The sequence below is a fragment of the Megasphaera hexanoica genome, from assembly GCF_043520715.1.
Lineage (GTDB): Bacteria > Bacillota > Negativicutes > Veillonellales > Megasphaeraceae > Megasphaera > Megasphaera hexanoica.
Genome location: NZ_CP171361.1, coordinates 1,527,440 through 1,545,062, shown reverse-complemented (window position 1 = coordinate 1,545,062; position 17,623 = coordinate 1,527,440). Strand labels below are relative to the sequence as shown.

The window sequence follows — 17,623 nt, the reverse complement described above, 5'->3', positions numbered from 1 at the left end:
TCGTTTATAGATACGAATTCGGATCGACTGGTTCACCGCCGACACGGACTTCAAAGTGAACGTGTGGCCCCGTCGAATTCCCTGTAGAACCGGCATAGGCGATGACCTGGCCCTGAGAAACAGACTGTCCCGACGATACAGCCAGAGATTCGTTATGTCCATACAGAGTCGATGTCCCATTGCCGTGGTCAATGACGACGGCATAACCATAACCGCTGATCCATCCCGCTTCTACAACGACACCGCCGTCAGCAGCGTGGACCGGCGTCCCGTAATCGACGCCGATGTCAATGCCGGAATGAAGAATCTGGCGGCCGAAAATCGGGTGTTCCCGGTAACCAAAGGGCGATGTGATGACGCCATTTACCGGCCAGATCATCTGACCGGAACCACTGACTGGCTGGTAATAACCGCTGTCATCTCCGCCGGACGAACTGCCACTATCCCCGCTGCTGTCGCTGCCACTTTCCCCAGACGACGCTGCCGCCGCTGCCGCAGCCGCTGCTGCCTGCCGGGCTGCTTCACGGTCGCGGAGCATCTGGGCAATCTGATTGGACGACGCTTCCAGTTCGGCATAGGCTTCTTCTGCCGTCGCCTTATCAGTCTGGGCTTTTTCCAGGATAGCCTGCTGTTCAGCCTTATGCTTGGCGATTTCTTCCTTCTTGGCTGCTGCTTCTTCTTTTAGCTTTGCCTGCGTTTCCCGCTGCTCTTCCAGAGCCTGTTTCGTCTGGTTGATCTGGTCCCGTTCATCCTTTATGGACGAAATCAGTTCCAGATCCGAACTGACGATACGCCGCAGGAGTTCGACGCGGTTAGCAAAATCATTAAAATCCTTAGCCCCGACGACGACATCGAGGTAATTGAGCTGGCCGTGCATATAAATATCACGGATGCGGCGGCTTAGCACCTTTTCCCGGCTTCTCAGATGGGTTTCTGCCCTTTCCAGTTCGGCCTGGGTCCGGGTAATCTGCCGTTCTGTTTCAGTTAATTCTTGGGAAATAGACTTATATTGTGCATTGGCGGCATCGAGATTTTCCTGGATGACCCGCAATTTTTCAAAGACATTGCCGATAACTGCTTCGGCTTCACTCTTCTTCTGAGCCTGTTCTGCCATCTGCCCCTGAACTGTCGATAACTGATCCTGCAAATCTTCGTCTTCCGCAAAGATGAGACCACAGGGGTTCAGGAGATACAGGACCGTCAAAGCCGCTGCCAACGGCTTTTTATATTGTATACTCATCATACGTTACACCTTCATATAGCGTTTCAGAGAAATCGTACTGCCAATGGCCCCGATGACCATGCTCAGTACGAGTATCAGACCACTTGCCTGATACATGAATGGATACGGACTGACCATAGGCAGAAATGCCAGAGTCCGGTGAATCGTTATCGTGACAAATTCATAGAACTGCAATAAGGCCACATCGGCAATGAGACCGCCGATGAATCCCAGGAACAATCCTTCCAAGAGAAATGGCCAGCGGATGAACCAGTTGGTAGCGCCAACGTATTTCATGATGCCGATTTCCCGGCGCCGGGCAAAGACGGTCAGGCGGATCGTATTGGAAATGATGAACAGCGTCGCAAAAGTCAGGAAAATAATGAGGGCAATGCCTCCCCAGCGGATAATCGTCGCCACGCGGAACAACTGTTCCACGATTTCCTGTCCATAATGGGTGCTTTCCACTTCGTCATACTGTCCGACGACAGTTGCCGTCTTTTTAACCTGTTCCGGATTACTCAACGTCAGCGTATATGATGTCGGCAGCGGATTCTTCCCGTCGAGGGCATCGAGAATGCCCGGCTGGTCTTTCATACGTTCCTTTAGTTTATCCATGGCCTGGTCTTTGTTGGTAAATTCCAGTTCTTTTACATCGGGCAGGGCCTTCAGCCGGCTGCCTACACTCATGACCTGATCCGTTGTCAGATCATCTTTCAGATACACGCTGATCTGCACCTGGTTTTCCAGATTATCGGCAAAATAGTCCAGATTGGCTACCATGATCAGGAACAACCCTAAAATAAAAAATGAGACGGCTACGGTCGCAATGGACGCAATAGACATGAAGCTATTGCGCCAAAAAGACGTAAAGGCTTCCGAGAGGTAATACCTCATGGTTCTAATTTTCATCGTCGTATCCTCCCTGCTGTTCATCACGGACAATCTTGCCATCGACGATTTCAATGACCCGCTTGTTCATCATATCGACAAGCTGCTGGTCATGGGTCACCATGACGACAGTTGTCCCCATATGATTGACTTTGGTAAAAATATCCATGATTCCCTTTGACGTTTCTGGATCCAAATTACCCGTCGGTTCATCGGCAATGAGCAGGAGCGGCCGGTTGACGATGGCTCTGGCAATAGCCACACGCTGCTGTTCGCCGCCGCTGAGATTCGACGGCAGGGCATCGGCTTTACCGACCAGCCCTACCAAGTCGAGGACGTTGCGGACCCGTTCTTTGATCAGACGCCGCGGTGCTTCAATAACTTCCATGGCAAAGGCGACATTTTCCTCTGCCGTCTTATTGGGCAGCAGACGGAAATCCTGAAACACGATTCCCATGCGGCGGCGCAAGTACGGGACCCGGCTTTTTTTCAGCTTATTCACTTCAATGCCGTTGACGATGACTGAACCTTCCGTTGGCAGCTCTTCATGGTCGAGAAGCTTGATGAACGTAGACTTGCCGGCTCCGCTGGCACCTACGACAAATACGAACTCCCCTTTTTTGATATGCACATTGGCATGGTCCAGAGCAACAGACCCATTGTCGTACACTTTGGATACATTCTTAAAATATATCATAGATTTCCTCTTTTCTGGCAAACCATACTTTTATCAGACATACTCTATTATATATAAGGAAAAGCGGCCGTCAAGTCACTGCTCCTGCGAGCGTCAACCTTTCCGGGCCGCCGTATGTTCTTCTATAACGCGTAACGCCAGATAGGCATTACGCATAGACTGGCGTCGTAAGTGATTCATTCGCGCTCTGACTTCCGGCATAATACCGCCGGCCTTCAGTCTGGCCGTTACATCTGTCACCAGTGTCCTGGCAGTGACAGTCTCCATGGTCCCGCAAAGCGTATCACCAATGAGGCTGATGAACCCATCAATTTTGGGATCGTAGGAAATGGCCGTTACCGGCACCTGCATGATAGATGCAAAAATGAGTGCATGGAGCCGGTTTGCAATGACCACATCCATGCAGCCCATAAGGGCCATGAATTCCACCGTATTGTATGCTTCTTTCAGAACCGTCGCCGGTTCCTTCATACGCGCCGCCACATCAGACGCCGCTTCAGCATCGGCAGGATACTGCATGGGAATAAAAATAATGCGGGCTCCCATCGTACGTACCAGTTCATCTGCCGCCTTGGCAATCTCGTCTTTATACCGGGTCATATGCTGCCAGTTGCGGATGGCAATGCCGATACGGGTACCAACACCGTTAATACCGTGCTTTTTCAACAGATAAAAGCCAATCTTTTTATCCACAGGGGGCATAGATAGTACGGCATCGGCCGTCACGTGGATGGGTGGATCCGTAACGCCGAGCCGCTGCAATTCCTGTCGCGATTCACTGTCACGGACACCAATCATAGTCACTTTCTGCAGCACATTGCGAACCGCCTTCCGCGCCTTGGGACGGCGTATGGGACCGATGCCCTGGGCATAGAGCATGACCGGCTTGTGGAAAAAGAGAGCCATGCGCATGATGAGCAGATAATAATAGAGACTGCGGGCGCTGGTCACATCCTGCAGCAGACTTCCACCACCGCTGATGAGAAGATCAGCCCGGCAGATAGCCCTGGCAATGCCCGGAAAATTCAGCCTGTGTACTGCCTCTACATGATGATTTTCCCGTGTCATATCCGGGTGTCCCGAAATGACCGTGATGGAAGCACCGGGAATCAGGTCCTCCAGTGATCCGAGGAGTGCCGCCAGCATGGCTTCATCACCGGCATTGGCAAATCCGTAATAACCGGAAATGACAATGTTAGTCACGGGACTTCACCCGCTTTCCCATCCAGGCCGTCACATACTGAACAATGGCAATGGCACAAATGAGCAGGATACCCAGTACAAGCCCTGTAAGCCAGCCATTAAGGCCACGGATAAAGGACATGATAAACGGCGTCCGGATATGGGCAAAGGTTTCTACCATGGACCCTACGCCGATGACCGCTGCCAGTACCGTAAAGAAATGGACCAGTTCCGGCCATTTGCGATACATAGCCGCTACCATGAGGAAAAAGGCTGGATGGCCGATGAGAAATTCTTTTTCCCGCGGCCGGGCATACATGACCGTTTCCAGGAAACGGCGCATAGCCACTTCGATTCCCGGTACAGGTACACCGGCCGTATGACCGCTGCGGCCGACGAAGATAAAGGCCACCAGCCCCAGGAATCCGACGAGGATGAGCGTTCCCATGCGGATGGGGATGCGGAGAAAATCTTTGGCAAACGCTATGAAATCAGATGATGTGGCAAAATCGTGACCCATAAGGGGAAAGCGCCGCAGATAGCCAATCGCTACGATAATGATTGGCAGGATAAAGGTGAGTTTGACACCTCGGTAATAATCAAATTCCATAAAGAAGCGTATGTTCCCCAACATGGCCGCAATGAAAATACCTCCGACCATGGACATGAGGACAGCCGCCGTGAGTCCCAGCGCACCATCGCGGATGACCCGGCCATAGCCGAGTTTCTTTGTCAGATTCTGATGACGCCAGAAATCGAGCAGTACCAGTATTGCCGCCGATGGCGCCGTTACGGCACAACCGACAGCCATCATCTGTAAAAACAGGGCGCCTTTGGCAATCCAGGCTCCGCCGGCTCCAAAGAGTATGGCCAGTACGATAAGCCCGTAATTAACCCGGTCCGAAAGAGGAACGAGCAGATTCAGGAGGAACAAGAATCCACAGGCCGCTGCTGCCGCCGCAATCGCCAGGAGTACCTTATTGGGATAGTAGACAGGCAGTACAGACGCCCGGTCCAGCTGATAGCCCCGGCCTTCCAATTTCTGCGTAACCTTGCTGATATAGTTCAGATTCGTATCCAGCAAAGACTGGCCATACCGGGGTTTCTTATACAGTGGGAACAGGTTGACCCGGACATTACGTTCCAGGTCACTGATATAAAAGCGCATGGCCGCTTCTTCCGGTGTAATCTTTTCCAATTCCTCTTTGGCCATGGCATAGACACGGCCTGTATCATAATGCATAAGACCTGCCAGGTCGTACATGCCATCCTGGTTATCATACTGGAGCTGATTAACCGATTCAATCATATAAAACGGCATCTGCCGGGCCAGCATACGGTCTGCTGTCAGCTGCAGCATGTCTTTGCGCTGCGCCGGGTCCGGACTATAGCCCAGTACCTCCTTACCGACAAACATGATGCCCGTCACATTGCGGATTTTATCGGCGCGCTGGAAAAAGTGTTCCAGATCAGCCGCCGTGACATCATGATAATTAGTCGGCCGCAGGATGACGTTAAAGCCATAGCTGGCAATGCGGTTGGCATCGGCTGACATAATGCCCAGATTGACTTCGCCGAGGGCCGGCATGATGCCATGCAGTCCAAGAATACGGTACTGGGGATTGTCGATGACGACAGCATTTTCCTTGCCCAGCCGCAACTGCAGATCTTCTGTCAGTTCGTCAAAATACAGGTCCTTCTGGTCTTTTGGCTTGCCGACAAGATAATATTCGTACTGATACGAACCAAGATGGAACTGTGGATAATAGAGTTCAGCTCCCAAACGGGTAATGACAGAGCATTCTCCGCGCTGGGTCATTTTATTCAGCGTCGTATCGTATATGGTAAAACTGGTGATGCCGGCCTGACGGCACTTTTCCAGTGTCGTTTCCAGATCATATCCTTCGTTGCGTCCCAAAACGACAACAGCATCATAATCCATCGCCTGTTCGATCGACATATTGTCATGTTCCACATAGTACCGCTGCACACATAGATATATACATGAAATCAGGCCGACCAATACGACCAGGATCATGAGCAGGATACTGCGCTTATTCTTTTTTTCCATTCTATCCACCTTATTCAGTGATTGCTGACCCTGCCATGCAGTGTAAGCAATCCGTTATCCAGAGTGACCTGGTCCGGAACCATATGAAGGGGAAAATCTGTAAAATCATAGACTTCCAGCCGGGCCAGATTCGAAGCATTGACCCGGACCCCCTTCGCCGATATGGCGGCATCCTCCGGCAGGAACATCAGCTTATTCCCTTCCATAGCAAACCGGCCGGCTATATCAGCATCGGCACGCAAAAAACCGCCGACCCGTACTTTGCCTCTGACATGGATAGTATCACCATCAAAGGATACATCCATCTGTTCTGTGCCTTTTACCTGTTTTTTGATAAAGTCACTCAGGTCATCCTGGGAAACTGTAGCTACCAGTTCTCCCTGTTCAGCCGATTCAGCCTGCAAACGGCCATCCATCAGGCTGGCCAGAGGATCGAACCGGACTCCTTCCAGCGTGCAGTCAAAGGACTGAAAACGCAGCTTGCCGACGCGGAAATTGTCACCACCTGCATGAACCCGGTCCAGACGGCCCGTCAGTACAGACAGGCCGGGATGGGCTTCGACGAGGACATTATCCGGTGAAATTTCCATATGCCGGGAAAGGCCACGGTACAATCCATAAGCTGCCAGACGCGGAGCCGCTATATTCAGCCCCAGCAGAATGACTGCGACTGCCATGGCGGCATACATCCATTTTTTCATCATATAGTCTGCTTAGCCAGGCGCTTTTCTTTCTGCTGCTGCAAATATCCTTCGATGAACATATCGATATCGCCGTCCATGACAGCCTGGATATTTCCCGTTTCCACATTCGTCCGGTGATCTTTGACCATCGTGTATGGATGGAATACATAGGAACGGATCTGACTGCCCCATTCGATGGCCTGATGTTCACCGCCGATTTCTGCTTTGAGCTGCGCCTGCTTTTCCTGTTCTAATTCAAATAATTTGGCACGCAGGTACTTCATACACATTTCCCGGTTCTGTACCTGTGACCGTTCATTTTGGCACTGCACGACAATGCCTGTCGGGATATGGGTCATACGGACGGCAGAACTCGTCTTATTGACGTGCTGGCCACCGGCACCGGATGCGCGGAAATAATCGACGCGGACATCGTCCATGTTGATTTCTACATCTACATCATCGGGCAGTTCAGGCATGACATCGACGGCCGTAAAAGACGTATGACGCCGCGCAGCCGCATCAAAGGGCGAAATACGGACCAGGCGGTGTACGCCTTTTTCCGACTTGAGATAGCCGTAAGCGTATTCTCCTTCAATGGTAAAAGCCGCACTTTTGATGCCGGCTTCATCACCGGGCTGCATATCCATGACGGTTATGTGGAACCCGTGCTGTTCTGCCCAGCGCGTATACATGCGGACCAGCATCTGTGTCCAGTCCTGGGCTTCCGTTCCGCCGGCACCGGCATGGAAAGTCAGGATAGCATTGCACGTATCGTATTCGCCGGAAAGGAGCAGCAGTACTTCCCGCTTTTCAATGTCTTTCAGCAGGGCATGGTACTGCTTTTCGATTTCCTCGGCCATACCTGTTTCTTTTTCTTCAATGGCCATATCTAGGAAATCAAGCAGGTCCGCACACTGGGTTTCCAGTTTTTCATGCCCTTCTACTTCCGTCTTCAGGAGCGTTGCTTCCTGGGAAATTTTCTTTGCTTTATCCGGATCACTCCAAAAATCAGGGTCACTCATCTGCATATCGAGATCCATGATTTTTTCTTTTTTCCTGGGGAGGTTAAAGTGAATCCCCGATTTCCTGTATTCTCTTCTTCAAATCTTCCAGCGGTTTACGCATTTCATCTAATAACACAAGAATCACCATCTTTCAAAAACATAATCATAAACAAAACGCCACCACTTTGTGGTCCCATCTCTACTGTCCGTTTCGGCAACCGCCTTGCGCTTCCTTGCACTCAGCACCTTGTAGGCCGAAAAGGCCCTCCCCTTCACAGGGGAGGCTTTCTTGGGATATCTAAAACTGCGAACTGCGGGCTTTCCTACCTGTTAGCCGCTGACTGCGGTCTGCGGCCTACGAACTGCGGCTCTTTTACTGCCGTTCTTCGTCCCGCTTGATATCTTCTGCCGTGACCGGGGCACTTTCATCATGGACTTCCCGGGCGCCCTGCAGATGATCTTCTGCCTTTGGAACAGGCTTACTGTATGTAATCTGGATATGATAGAGGAATGTGACCGTCGTCCGTTTGATGGAATCGACCATTTCTTCAAACATATCATAAGCTTCAAACTTATATTCAACGAGAGGATTCTTCTGCCCGTATGCCCGGAGATTGATGCCTTCTTTCAGGGCATCCATAGCGTCAAGGTGATCCATCCACTTGCTGTCTACGACACGGAGCATGATGGCCCGTTCCAGTTCGCGCATCGTTTCTGTTCCGATTTCCTTTTCCCGGGCTTCATAGAGATCGACAGCAATCTGGTACAGCTTTTCTTTGACTTCGACACGGCTGAGATTTTCCAGTTCTTCGCTGGTTGTCGCGTCTTTCGGCACGAAATACTGCTGCATCTGTGTCAGAAGGCCGGCAAAATCCCATTCTTCCGGATAGAGTTTTTCATCGGCATATTTATTGAGGCCATCATCGATGATATCGCTGACCATGCCGAGAATCGTATCCTTGAGGGAATCCGCCGTCAGTACCTGACGGCGCTGTGCATAGAGCACTTCACGCTGCTGATTCATGACATCATCGTATTCCAGGACGTATTTACGGATTTCAAAGTTGTGGCTTTCGACTTTCTTCTGTGCCTTTTCAATCGATTTGGTGATCATCTTGGCCGTAATCGGTTCGTCTTCATCCAGGCCCAGTTTGTCCATGAACTTGGAAATATTGTCGGACCCGAAAATGCGCATGAGGTCGTCTTCCAGAGACAAATAGAACTGAGTCGTACCGGGATCCCCCTGACGGCCTGCACGGCCACGGAGCTGGTTGTCGATACGGCGGCTTTCATGGCGTTCCGTACCGATGATCATGAGCCCGCCCAGTTCGGCAACGCCCTTGCCCAGCTTGATATCGGTCCCACGGCCGGCCATGTTGGTTGCAATCGTGACCATATCGCGCTGCCCGGCATCTTTGATGATTTCCGCTTCTTTTTCATGATACTTGGCGTTCAGGACGTTATGTACGATATGTTCCTTGTTGAGCATCTGGCTCAGGATTTCCGACTGGCTGATGCTGGTCGTCCCTACCAGGATAGGCTGCCCCGTTGCATGGCGTTTGACGACTTCCCGCACGACCGCGCGGTACTTGGCATTCTTCGTCTTGTAAATGACATCGGGCAGGTCCTTACGGATCATCGGTTTATTGGTAGGAATGACATAGACATCGAGTTTATAAATCTTATTGAATTCGTCTTCTTCCGTCTTGGCCGTACCGGTCATACCGGCCAGTTTCTTGTACATACGGAAATAGTTCTGGAAGGTAATCGTGGCCAGAGTCTTGCTTTCACCCTGTACCTTGACATTTTCCTTGGCTTCAATGGACTGGTGCAGGCCATCGCTGTAGCGGCGGCCAAACATGAGACGGCCCGTAAATTCATCGACGATGACGATTTCGCCATTCTTCACGACATAATCCTTGTCACGGTGCATCATGAACCGGGCACGCAGGGCCTGAATGACCAGATGGTTCAAGTCAAGGTGTTCGTTATCGAACATGTTGCTGATGCCCAGCATCTTTTCGACCTTGGCAACGCCCGAATCAGTCGGGGCAATGGTCTTCTGTTTTTCATCCATGATGTAGTCATCTTTGGTGAAGGTCTTGACGATACCGGCCAGCGTATAGTAGAGGTCCGTCGATTTTTCACCAGGGCCGGAAATGATCAGCGGCGTACGGGCTTCATCGATGAGGATGGAGTCCACTTCATCGACGATACAGTAATTCAGCGGGCGCTGTACCATCTGTTCTTTACTGATGACCATGTTATCACGGAGATAATCAAAGCCAAATTCATTATTGGTACCATAGGTAATATCTGAATTATAAGCACGGCGGCGCTGTTCATAATTCAGGTCATGGACGATAAGTCCGACAGACAAGCCCAGGAACTTGTAAATCTGTCCCATTTCTTCACTATCACGGGTTGCCAGATAGTCGTTGACCGTGACGACGTGGGCGCCTTCTCCGGTGAGGGCATTCAAATATACCGGCAATGTCGCAACGAGCGTTTTCCCTTCGCCGGTCCTCATTTCTGCAATATCCCCGCGGTGCAGCACAATGCCGCCCAGAAGCTGTACATCAAAATGGCGCATGCCAAGAACACGCCGCGATGCTTCACGCACGACAGCAAAGGCTTCCGGCAGAATATCATCCAGCGTTTCTCCTTTTTGCAGGCGTTCTTTAAATTCAAAAGTCTTAGCCTGGAGGGACGAATCGCTGAGCGCCGTCATCTGTGGTTCTAAATCATTGATATGGCGCACGATAGGCCACATTTTTTTGAGTTCCCGGTCGGTATTATTGCCGAGAAGGTGTTGTATAAACGAATCAAACACGAAATAACCTCCATTGCAACTTATTCATCACATAGTAACATTCATATCAATTTTACATTTTACATCATTTACCCCACTTTATGCAATAGCTGGCACCGTATCCGTCCCATTCCTTTACACGTTTCTTACGTAAAACGGCTTCTGTATTCCATCCATATCGCCCCATCCAAAACATGTCGCGCTTCCATCAAATATCCTATGACCACATCATGATGGATATTCTAAAAAAGAGGGATAGCACAGCGGCAATCCCTCTTGGTCTGTTATCAATATTTTATTTATTGCGTTTGTCCAGGATGTCTTCGATGAGCTGGACGGCTTCGAATACCATGCCGTCACAGTGGGGCTTCTTTTCCCCGCCATTGGCCTGGTTCATGCGCAGCAAGTCCGCACAGTCAAGACAGTTCTGATGATGATCCAGGAATGCTTTGTGGAAAGCGGCAATGGTCGGTCCGTCTTCGATACCCAGAAGGCCCAATGTCATGAGACCGCCGGTGATAGCGCCGCAGGTACCGCCCCGTTTCATGCCGCTGCCGAAGTTTGCCCCAATTTTGCGCGATGTGGCATCATCGAGCCCGGTCAATTCTTCAAAGGCACAGATGACAGACTGTGCACAGTTATAATGCACGTCCGTAATGGCGCGCAGTTCTTTGGCTTTTTCCAGATATTTTCCCATGGGAATCACTCCAGTCTTTGTAGTACATGTTTCAATGATGCTGTGAGAATTTCGCATACACCATAAACAACGAAAATGCAACGAGTGCCGAAACAATAATGCCTATGAGTTGTGACATAGGATCACGTCCTTTTATGAAAAACGGTATCGGCAATATACCATTGCTGTCTTAGTCGTTATAAATGAGTGCCATGAATACCAGATCTTCCGTTCCATTATTAGCAATGCAATGGGACTGTCCCGGTTCGATGAGACAGCAGTCACCGGCCGTTACTTTGGTAACAGAACCGTCGTTATCGGTGAAATCACCTACACCGGACAAAATGTAGTACGGTTCAGTTTCATGGACATGCTGATGAAATCCCAGGCTGGAACCCGGCGGCAGGATGACTTTAGCATACATGCGGCCATGGCCCATCAGTTCGTCTTTCGTCAGGATATGACAGACTGTTGCCGGCCCTTTGCCACCAGCCAGTCCTTCTACTTGTACTCGGTTTTCTTTACGGATCATTGCAACCCCCTCCTTATACATTCTACTTCTGGTTATATTCTAGCATAGAAAGCAAAGGCTTTCTACTGTTTCTCTTTCAAAAGAAAAAAGTCCTTTCGTTCTTCTATGCAGCCTGTTACAATAGAATCGATAAAACTATGAACGGAACAGGAGAAATCAATGAAACAAAAACAGCTATGTATATTAGGCAGTACCGGTTCGATCGGCACCCAGGCGCTGGATGTCATCGCCGCCAATCCGGAAGAACTTCGTGTCCGCGTGCTGGCTGCCCATGGCAGCGTCTCTCTCATGGCAGACCAGATTCGCCGCTTTCACCCCGATTTCGCCGTCCTCACTGATGCAACGGCTGCCCGTACGTTGCAGCATCTGGTAGGAAAAGAATGTGATATCCTGAGCGGCATTGACGGCCTCAGGGCCGCCGCTTCCTATGGCCCTGTCGATACAGTGCTGGCCGCCATGGTAGGCTATGCCGGTCTTGAACCGACGCTCGGTGCCATTGCCGCCGGAAAAACCATCGCCCTGGCCAATAAGGAGACTCTCGTTGCTGCCGGCCATCTGGTCATGGAGTCAGCCCGGCAGCATGGCGTTCAGATTTTACCTGTAGACAGCGAGCACAGCGCCATTTTCCAATCTCTCCGCGGCGGCAGGAAAGAAGAAGTGCGCCGTCTCATTCTTACAGCATCAGGCGGCCCGTTCCGGGGCTATACGAGGGAACAGCTGCATCATGTAACGCGGGAGCAGTGTCTCCATCATCCCAACTGGAATATGGGACCCAAAGTAACCGTAGACAGCGCTACCCTGGCCAACAAAGGGCTGGAAGTCATGGAAGCACACTGGCTGTTTGACATGCCCTATGAGGCCATCGATATCATCATCCATCCCCAGAGCCTGGTCCACTCCCTCGTAGAATTCTGCGACGGATCGGTCATGGCCCAGATGGGACTGACCGATATGCGCCTTCCTATCCAGTACGCCTTTTCCTGGCCGGCCCGCTACGACTGCGCCTTTGGACATCTCGATCTGGTCCGTGCCGGTACGCTGACCTTTGAAGCGCCGGATCTGGATGCCTTCCCCGCCCTGCGCCTTGCCATCGAAGCCGGAAAGGCTGGCGGTACAGCCCCCTGCGTCTTCAATGCCTGTAATGAAGTCTGCGTACAGGCTTTCCTTGCAGGACGCATCGCCTATACGGACATTGCCCCGACGATTGCCACGATTCTCGACGCTCATAAGCCGATCAGCCATCCCTCACTGGAAGAAATCGCTGCAGCAGATCAAAGCACGCGTATAGATACAGAACAAGTCTTACAAAAAATTTAGTTTACTGGAAGCCTTACATCAGTCCAAACGATTGACCATTGTGGAACATACTATTGCACACCAAAAGAAGCTGTTGCATTAAGCAAAGATAATGCTAATGCAACAGCTTCTTTATCATAAATGGAAACTCACGGGACAAAAGATTTTCCCTTAAATCACTTCTAATCAGATGTCTTTATCAGCAGGAGCCTGGGGTGCTTCGTCTCGTGGGCCCTGCTGGTGCATGAGCTGCATGATTTCTTGCAGACGCGTTGTAGAGATTCCCGTTTCCTGGGATAGTTCCTGTTCTAATTTCTGACGGTCCGGTTTTTGTCCGTCAGCAGGCGCCTTAGGAGGCTGTCCCTGCCGGGAATGATGCTTCTGGAAACTCTGTTCCAATGCCGTCGCTTCACTTTGTGTGATGGATCCGTCTTTTACCAGCTGCTGGAGACGTGCCTGAGGCCCGAATCCGCGGCGCAAACGGGGCGGTGCCATGATTTCACGGAGCGTTTCTTCTGATATACCCGTCTTATTGGGCAGACTCTTCATAAATTTCTGATGATCTTTCGCTTCTTTTTTCCGGAAATCAGCTATCGCTTTTTTCAGTTTATTTGCTTGTTCCGATGTGATTTTTCCCTGCTGGACCATGCGGTCAATACGGGCATTCTGTCCTATACCGGGATGTATCGGCAGCATCTGCCGTGTCATTTTAGGACGGGTGCTGGCGCCCGCTGCCGCATCGGTCGTATCAGCAGCCTGTGCTATCGTAAAGGGAGCCACACCTATCATTACGGCCGCCGTTCCGGCCAGTACAGCAGCCAGCGTACGCCGCTGCCATGTATGTAACATCTTCATCGCCATCACTCCTTTTTTAGATGATGGACACAGTATAACAGACAAATGTTACATTTCTATGGCACAGGAGTCACAAATTGAAATAAACTGTTATAATTTAATTGGCTTCATAGGCCCGTACGCGCAGCGTCAGCCCCCGGTCTTCACAGATTTTACGGCACTTAGCGATTTCTTCTTCGCTTTCGACATGATCGACAACGGTCAGAACGACGTTGGGCACATACTTCTGACAGTGCTGGGCAAAGGTCAGCAGGGCTTCGTACGAACAGATGCCAAATTTGCTGCGCGTCAGGTCGAGATAACGCTGGGCGTTAGATGCATTGAGGCTGATGGAAACCGTATCAAGGATGCCGCCTTTGAAATCGACAGACGTATCACGGCCATATTCCAAATCCGACAGGCCATTGGTATTAATCCGCGTCTTGACATCACGATGATGTTTTTTGATATAGGTCAACAGAGTCACTACATCATCAAGGCGCATGGTCGGTTCCCCAAAGCCACAGAACACGACTTCACTGATGTAGTCCCAGGGCTGGCTGTCCAGTTCTTTTTCTACCTCGGCAACAGATGGTTCTTCTTTAAGCCACAGTTCCATATCTTCGGCTTCTTTTTTCAGACTGCGCAGACAGAACGTACAGGAACAGGTGCAACGGTTCGTCAGATTGACATAGAGGTTGCGTTTTCCCTCTGGCTGTTTGGCCAGACTTTCGGCCATGGTAATATAGTGTCCCTTGTCGTATACATAAGTAATCATCAGTGCCACATCCCTTTTCTATATAAAATTAATGTAATTCTGTCAAAAATTGTTCAAAGGCCAGCCCCCGGTTGGTCGGTAGTCCCAACTGTTCCGTATAGACCAGCGTCCTGCTGATAAAATCTGTCGCCCGTACGACGGCGTCTTTCAGACTGTCGCCGCGTACGACCGAAGCTGAAACGATGGCGGCAAAGGCATCGCCTGTACCGGAGCGGTCATGACCGATTTTCTTCACCGACACGATGTCCGGTTCTTTTCCCGTTTCATAGATGTAGTTGTCAATATGATCCCCGTCGGCCAGTCCCGTAATGACGATCTGTCCCGGTCCCATAGCAGCCAGCCGCCCGGCAATATCTTCGAGGTACGCCCGGTCCGTATGACCTTTTTCCGGATAGGGAATGCCCAGGAGCTGGCATGCTTCCGTAAGATTCGGCGTAATAACATCGGCATACTGCATGAGACGGCGCATTTCAGCGCATAGCTTTTCCGTATATGACGCATACAACTTGCCATAGTCCCCCATGACCGGATCGACGATGACGATGGTATCAGGCTGCTTGAACTGGTGGATAAAGTCGATGACAATATCGATCTGCTCGAGGGAATTCATGAATCCCGTAGAAATACCGTCAAAGGTCAGGCCATTTTTCTTCCAGCTGGCAATGTAATCTTTCATACGGTCCGTATAATCGTCGATGAAATACGTAGGAAATCCCGTATGGACCGACAGGATTGCCGTCGGCAGCGGACAGGCCTGTACTTTCAGGGCCGATATGAGCGGCAGTTCGACAGCAATAGAACAGCGCCCAAATCCTGTAATATCATTGATGAGTGCAATCTTCTTCTGTTGTTCCATCGCCGCGCCTCACCGTATACTGCCCTGACGGGTCGTGGGCAGCTGCTTGAGAAAAATCCCGGCACCCATGGCAGCAATCGTATTGAGAAGACCTTCCATGAGAAGTCCCGGTAGAGAAGCCAGACCGGCCTGGATACTACCGAAAAGGACGGCACCGGCCAGGGTATAGGCGATGGCCATCCACAGAGAAGAAAGGAGGAAGGCAATGAGCGTGCGGACAGAATAGAGGGCACTCTTCCGTGTTCCCCGGCAGCAGATGGCAAATACGATGAATACCATGACGTATTTAATGACAAAGGTCGGTGCAATCCACAATGGGAAACCGCCAAGGAAATCGGACAGACAAGAGCCGATAGCGGCAGCCAGGGCGGCTTCGCGGCGGTTAAAATACAGGAAGCTCAGGAAAATCACGGCGTCGCCGAGGTGGGCATATCCCAGTGGAATGGGAATGCGCGGTACAAAAGTCATAATAAAGACCACAGCAGCGAGGACCGCCGATAAACAAATGGACTTTGTCGTATACGGCGCCTGCGGCGCTGCATCAGCAGGACGAGACATACATACCCCTTCTTTCACGATACTGCATAAATACAATATCTTCTATTTGTCCTCTATTTTATTATAAAAACCGCATAAAGTAAATAGGACAGATTGGCAGATTTCTGTCATCGTCAAGCAAATCTAATGCCACTGTTCTGTATAGCGGTTAATTTCTCAACATAATGATATTTCTATCCAAGATAGTGTAAAGAGGTTGTGGGAATTTGTTAGTGTCAAGAAGTTCCCAGTCATTCCCCATCACCCCATAGGAGCTATCCGCCTGCTACTGAAAGATATATCATAGTTGAACGTTCAACCATATTACTTGAAGTATGATGCAGAAGCTGTAGGGGCTTCTACATCGGATGCTTGTACCAGGTGTAGGTTCGGGCTATGCCTTGTTCCAGAGTCATTTCTGGTTTTATGTGCAGGGTTTGTATCAGTTCTTTGTTGCTCAGGACGGAGCGCTGGATGTCTCCGGGGCGGGGTGATGCGTATTGCACTTCGGCCTTGTGTCCTATGGCCCGTTCGAAGGATCGGATCAGGTCGTTGATGCTCGTTTCAGTTCCTGTCGATACGTTGATCGTGTGATAGCCCGTGAGGGGCAATGCCTGTACGATAGCCGATGCGATGTCTCCGGCATAGACGAAGTCCCTCGTCTGATTGCCATCGCCATAGACAGTGATAGGGTTTCCCTGGGACAGGAGTTTGCAGAATATACTGACCACGCCGCCTTCTCCTTTTTCTCCCTGCCGTTCGCCGTAGACGTTGGCAAAGCGGAACACCGTCGCATCGAGGCCGTACAGTTCATGGTAGACCCGCATATACTGTTCCGTCGTCATCTTCGTAATACCATAGGGGGACATCGGGCAAAGGGGTTCCGATTCTTTCAGCGGGATATGCAAATTATCGCCATAAACAGCGGCACTAGATGAAAACAGCACATGGGGCACCTGCCATTTGCGGCAGGCTTCCAAAATACGCAGAATACCGCCCAGATTGACCTGGCAATCCAGAAGCGGATTCTCTACAGAAACCGGCACCATCGTCTGCGCTGCCAGATGGATGACTGCAGAAAAATGATGCCGGGAAAAGACATCTTCCACCACATTCCGATTCCGCACATCACCGACAACCAGTTCCATCCCGGATGGAACATGTTCCCTGCTCCCATTGGACAAATCATCCAGGACAACGACTTTGATGTCCTCAGCAGACTGTTCACTTACTTTTTGCAATTTTTCCAATACATGGGAACCGATAAACCCGGCCCCGCCCGTCACAAGTATGTCCATGGTTATACTCCTCTAAAATTCAATGGATGCTTCGTACTGATATATCAGAATTTAAATGTATCTTTCAGGCCCAGACATGTTTGATCTTTATCACTAAGATTCAGTGGTGTGCCATCGTCCAGTTGATATCCTTCTGCGCTGGGAGTGCCTTGATATTTGCCGACGAGATGGGGCCATTGGATGCCGATTTCCGGGTCTTCCAGGCCATTCCGCCTTCATCATTAGGATGCCAGAAATCGTTGACTTTTTTC

General features: G+C 50.6%; 16 protein-coding genes. 1 reads left to right on the top strand and 15 read right to left on the bottom strand.

The window, feature by feature from the left end; translation table 11 throughout:
- Positions 1-4 precede the first annotated feature (4 nt).
- The 10 genes from ACGTIC_RS07620 to ACGTIC_RS07575 form a co-directional block, all read right to left on the bottom strand.
- Entirely contained in the window at positions 5-1,243 is a 1,239-nt protein-coding gene (locus ACGTIC_RS07620; RefSeq protein ID WP_059077215.1) for a murein hydrolase activator EnvC, read from the bottom strand.
- 3 nt (positions 1,244-1,246) lie between these two features.
- A complete protein-coding gene (gene ftsX / locus ACGTIC_RS07615; protein WP_059077214.1) occupies positions 1,247-2,134 on the bottom strand; it encodes a permease-like cell division protein FtsX in 888 nt (295 codons plus the stop codon).
- Entirely contained in the window at positions 2,124-2,810 is a 687-nt protein-coding gene (gene ftsE / locus ACGTIC_RS07610; protein WP_059077213.1) for a cell division ATP-binding protein FtsE, read from the bottom strand. The genes ftsX and ftsE overlap by 11 nt, the downstream gene beginning before the upstream one ends.
- Positions 2,811-2,903: 93 nt before the next feature.
- Complete coding sequence (gene csaB / locus ACGTIC_RS07605) at positions 2,904-4,013, bottom strand: polysaccharide pyruvyl transferase CsaB (protein WP_113856037.1); 1,110 nt, start codon at positions 4,011-4,013, stop codon at positions 2,904-2,906.
- Entirely contained in the window at positions 4,006-6,063 is a 2,058-nt protein-coding gene (locus ACGTIC_RS07600; RefSeq protein ID WP_113856038.1) for a DUF5693 family protein, read from the bottom strand. The genes csaB and ACGTIC_RS07600 overlap by 8 nt, the downstream gene beginning before the upstream one ends.
- 14 nt (positions 6,064-6,077) lie before the next feature.
- Positions 6,078-6,767, bottom strand: coding sequence for an LmeA family phospholipid-binding protein (locus tag ACGTIC_RS07595; RefSeq protein ID WP_113856039.1), 690 nt, complete (start codon positions 6,765-6,767; stop codon positions 6,078-6,080).
- Positions 6,764-7,901, bottom strand: a protein-coding gene (gene prfB, locus ACGTIC_RS07590) for a peptide chain release factor 2 (RefSeq protein ID WP_338086663.1) whose coding sequence is annotated in 2 segments (ribosomal slippage) — positions 6,764-7,816 and positions 7,818-7,901 — 1,137 coding nt in all. Because the reading frame shifts where the segments join, the coding sequence is not laid out codon by codon here. The genes ACGTIC_RS07595 and prfB overlap by 4 nt, the downstream gene beginning before the upstream one ends.
- Positions 7,902-8,126: 225 nt before the next feature.
- On the bottom strand, positions 8,127-10,586 hold the full coding sequence (gene secA, locus ACGTIC_RS07585; RefSeq protein WP_113856040.1) for a preprotein translocase subunit SecA: 2,460 nt from the start codon (positions 10,584-10,586) through the stop codon (positions 8,127-8,129).
- Positions 10,587-10,860: 274 nt separating this feature from the next.
- Positions 10,861-11,262: a C-GCAxxG-C-C family protein gene (locus tag ACGTIC_RS07580; RefSeq protein ID WP_059077209.1), complete on the bottom strand. Its 402-nt coding sequence runs from the start codon at positions 11,260-11,262 to the stop codon at positions 10,861-10,863.
- 169 nt (positions 11,263-11,431) lie between these two features.
- The gene (locus ACGTIC_RS07575) at positions 11,432-11,773 is read right to left on the bottom strand and encodes a cupin domain-containing protein (protein WP_075582235.1); all 342 of its coding nucleotides are present in this window, start codon (positions 11,771-11,773) and stop codon (positions 11,432-11,434) included.
- 159 nt (positions 11,774-11,932) lie between these two features.
- On the opposite strand from ACGTIC_RS07575, the gene ACGTIC_RS07570 reads away from it, so the two are divergent.
- Positions 11,933-13,090 carry a 1-deoxy-D-xylulose-5-phosphate reductoisomerase gene (locus tag ACGTIC_RS07570; RefSeq protein WP_113856041.1) on the top strand — a complete coding sequence of 386 codons (1,158 nt, stop codon included), beginning with the start codon at positions 11,933-11,935 and terminating at the stop codon, positions 13,088-13,090.
- A gap of 165 nt (positions 13,091-13,255) precedes the next feature.
- On the opposite strand, the gene ACGTIC_RS07565 is transcribed toward ACGTIC_RS07570, so the two are convergent.
- From ACGTIC_RS07565 to ACGTIC_RS07545, 5 genes are all read right to left on the bottom strand, one after another.
- Positions 13,256-13,924 carry a hypothetical protein gene (locus ACGTIC_RS07565; RefSeq protein ID WP_113856042.1) on the bottom strand — a complete coding sequence of 223 codons (669 nt, stop codon included), beginning with the start codon at positions 13,922-13,924 and terminating at the stop codon, positions 13,256-13,258.
- Positions 13,925-14,021: 97 nt separating this feature from the next.
- Entirely contained in the window at positions 14,022-14,681 is a 660-nt protein-coding gene (locus ACGTIC_RS07560; protein ID WP_113856043.1) for a TatD family nuclease-associated radical SAM protein, read from the bottom strand.
- A 28-nt stretch (positions 14,682-14,709) separates the two neighbouring features.
- Complete coding sequence (locus ACGTIC_RS07555; protein ID WP_059077204.1) at positions 14,710-15,537, bottom strand: pyridoxamine kinase; 828 nt, start codon at positions 15,535-15,537, stop codon at positions 14,710-14,712.
- Positions 15,538-15,546: 9 nt separating this feature from the next.
- Positions 15,547-16,095: an ECF transporter S component gene (locus ACGTIC_RS07550; protein WP_113856044.1), complete on the bottom strand. Its 549-nt coding sequence runs from the start codon at positions 16,093-16,095 to the stop codon at positions 15,547-15,549.
- 338 nt (positions 16,096-16,433) lie between these two features.
- Complete coding sequence (locus ACGTIC_RS07545; RefSeq protein WP_113856045.1) at positions 16,434-17,372, bottom strand: NAD-dependent epimerase/dehydratase family protein; 939 nt, start codon at positions 17,370-17,372, stop codon at positions 16,434-16,436.
- Positions 17,373-17,623: the final 251 nt, after the last annotated feature.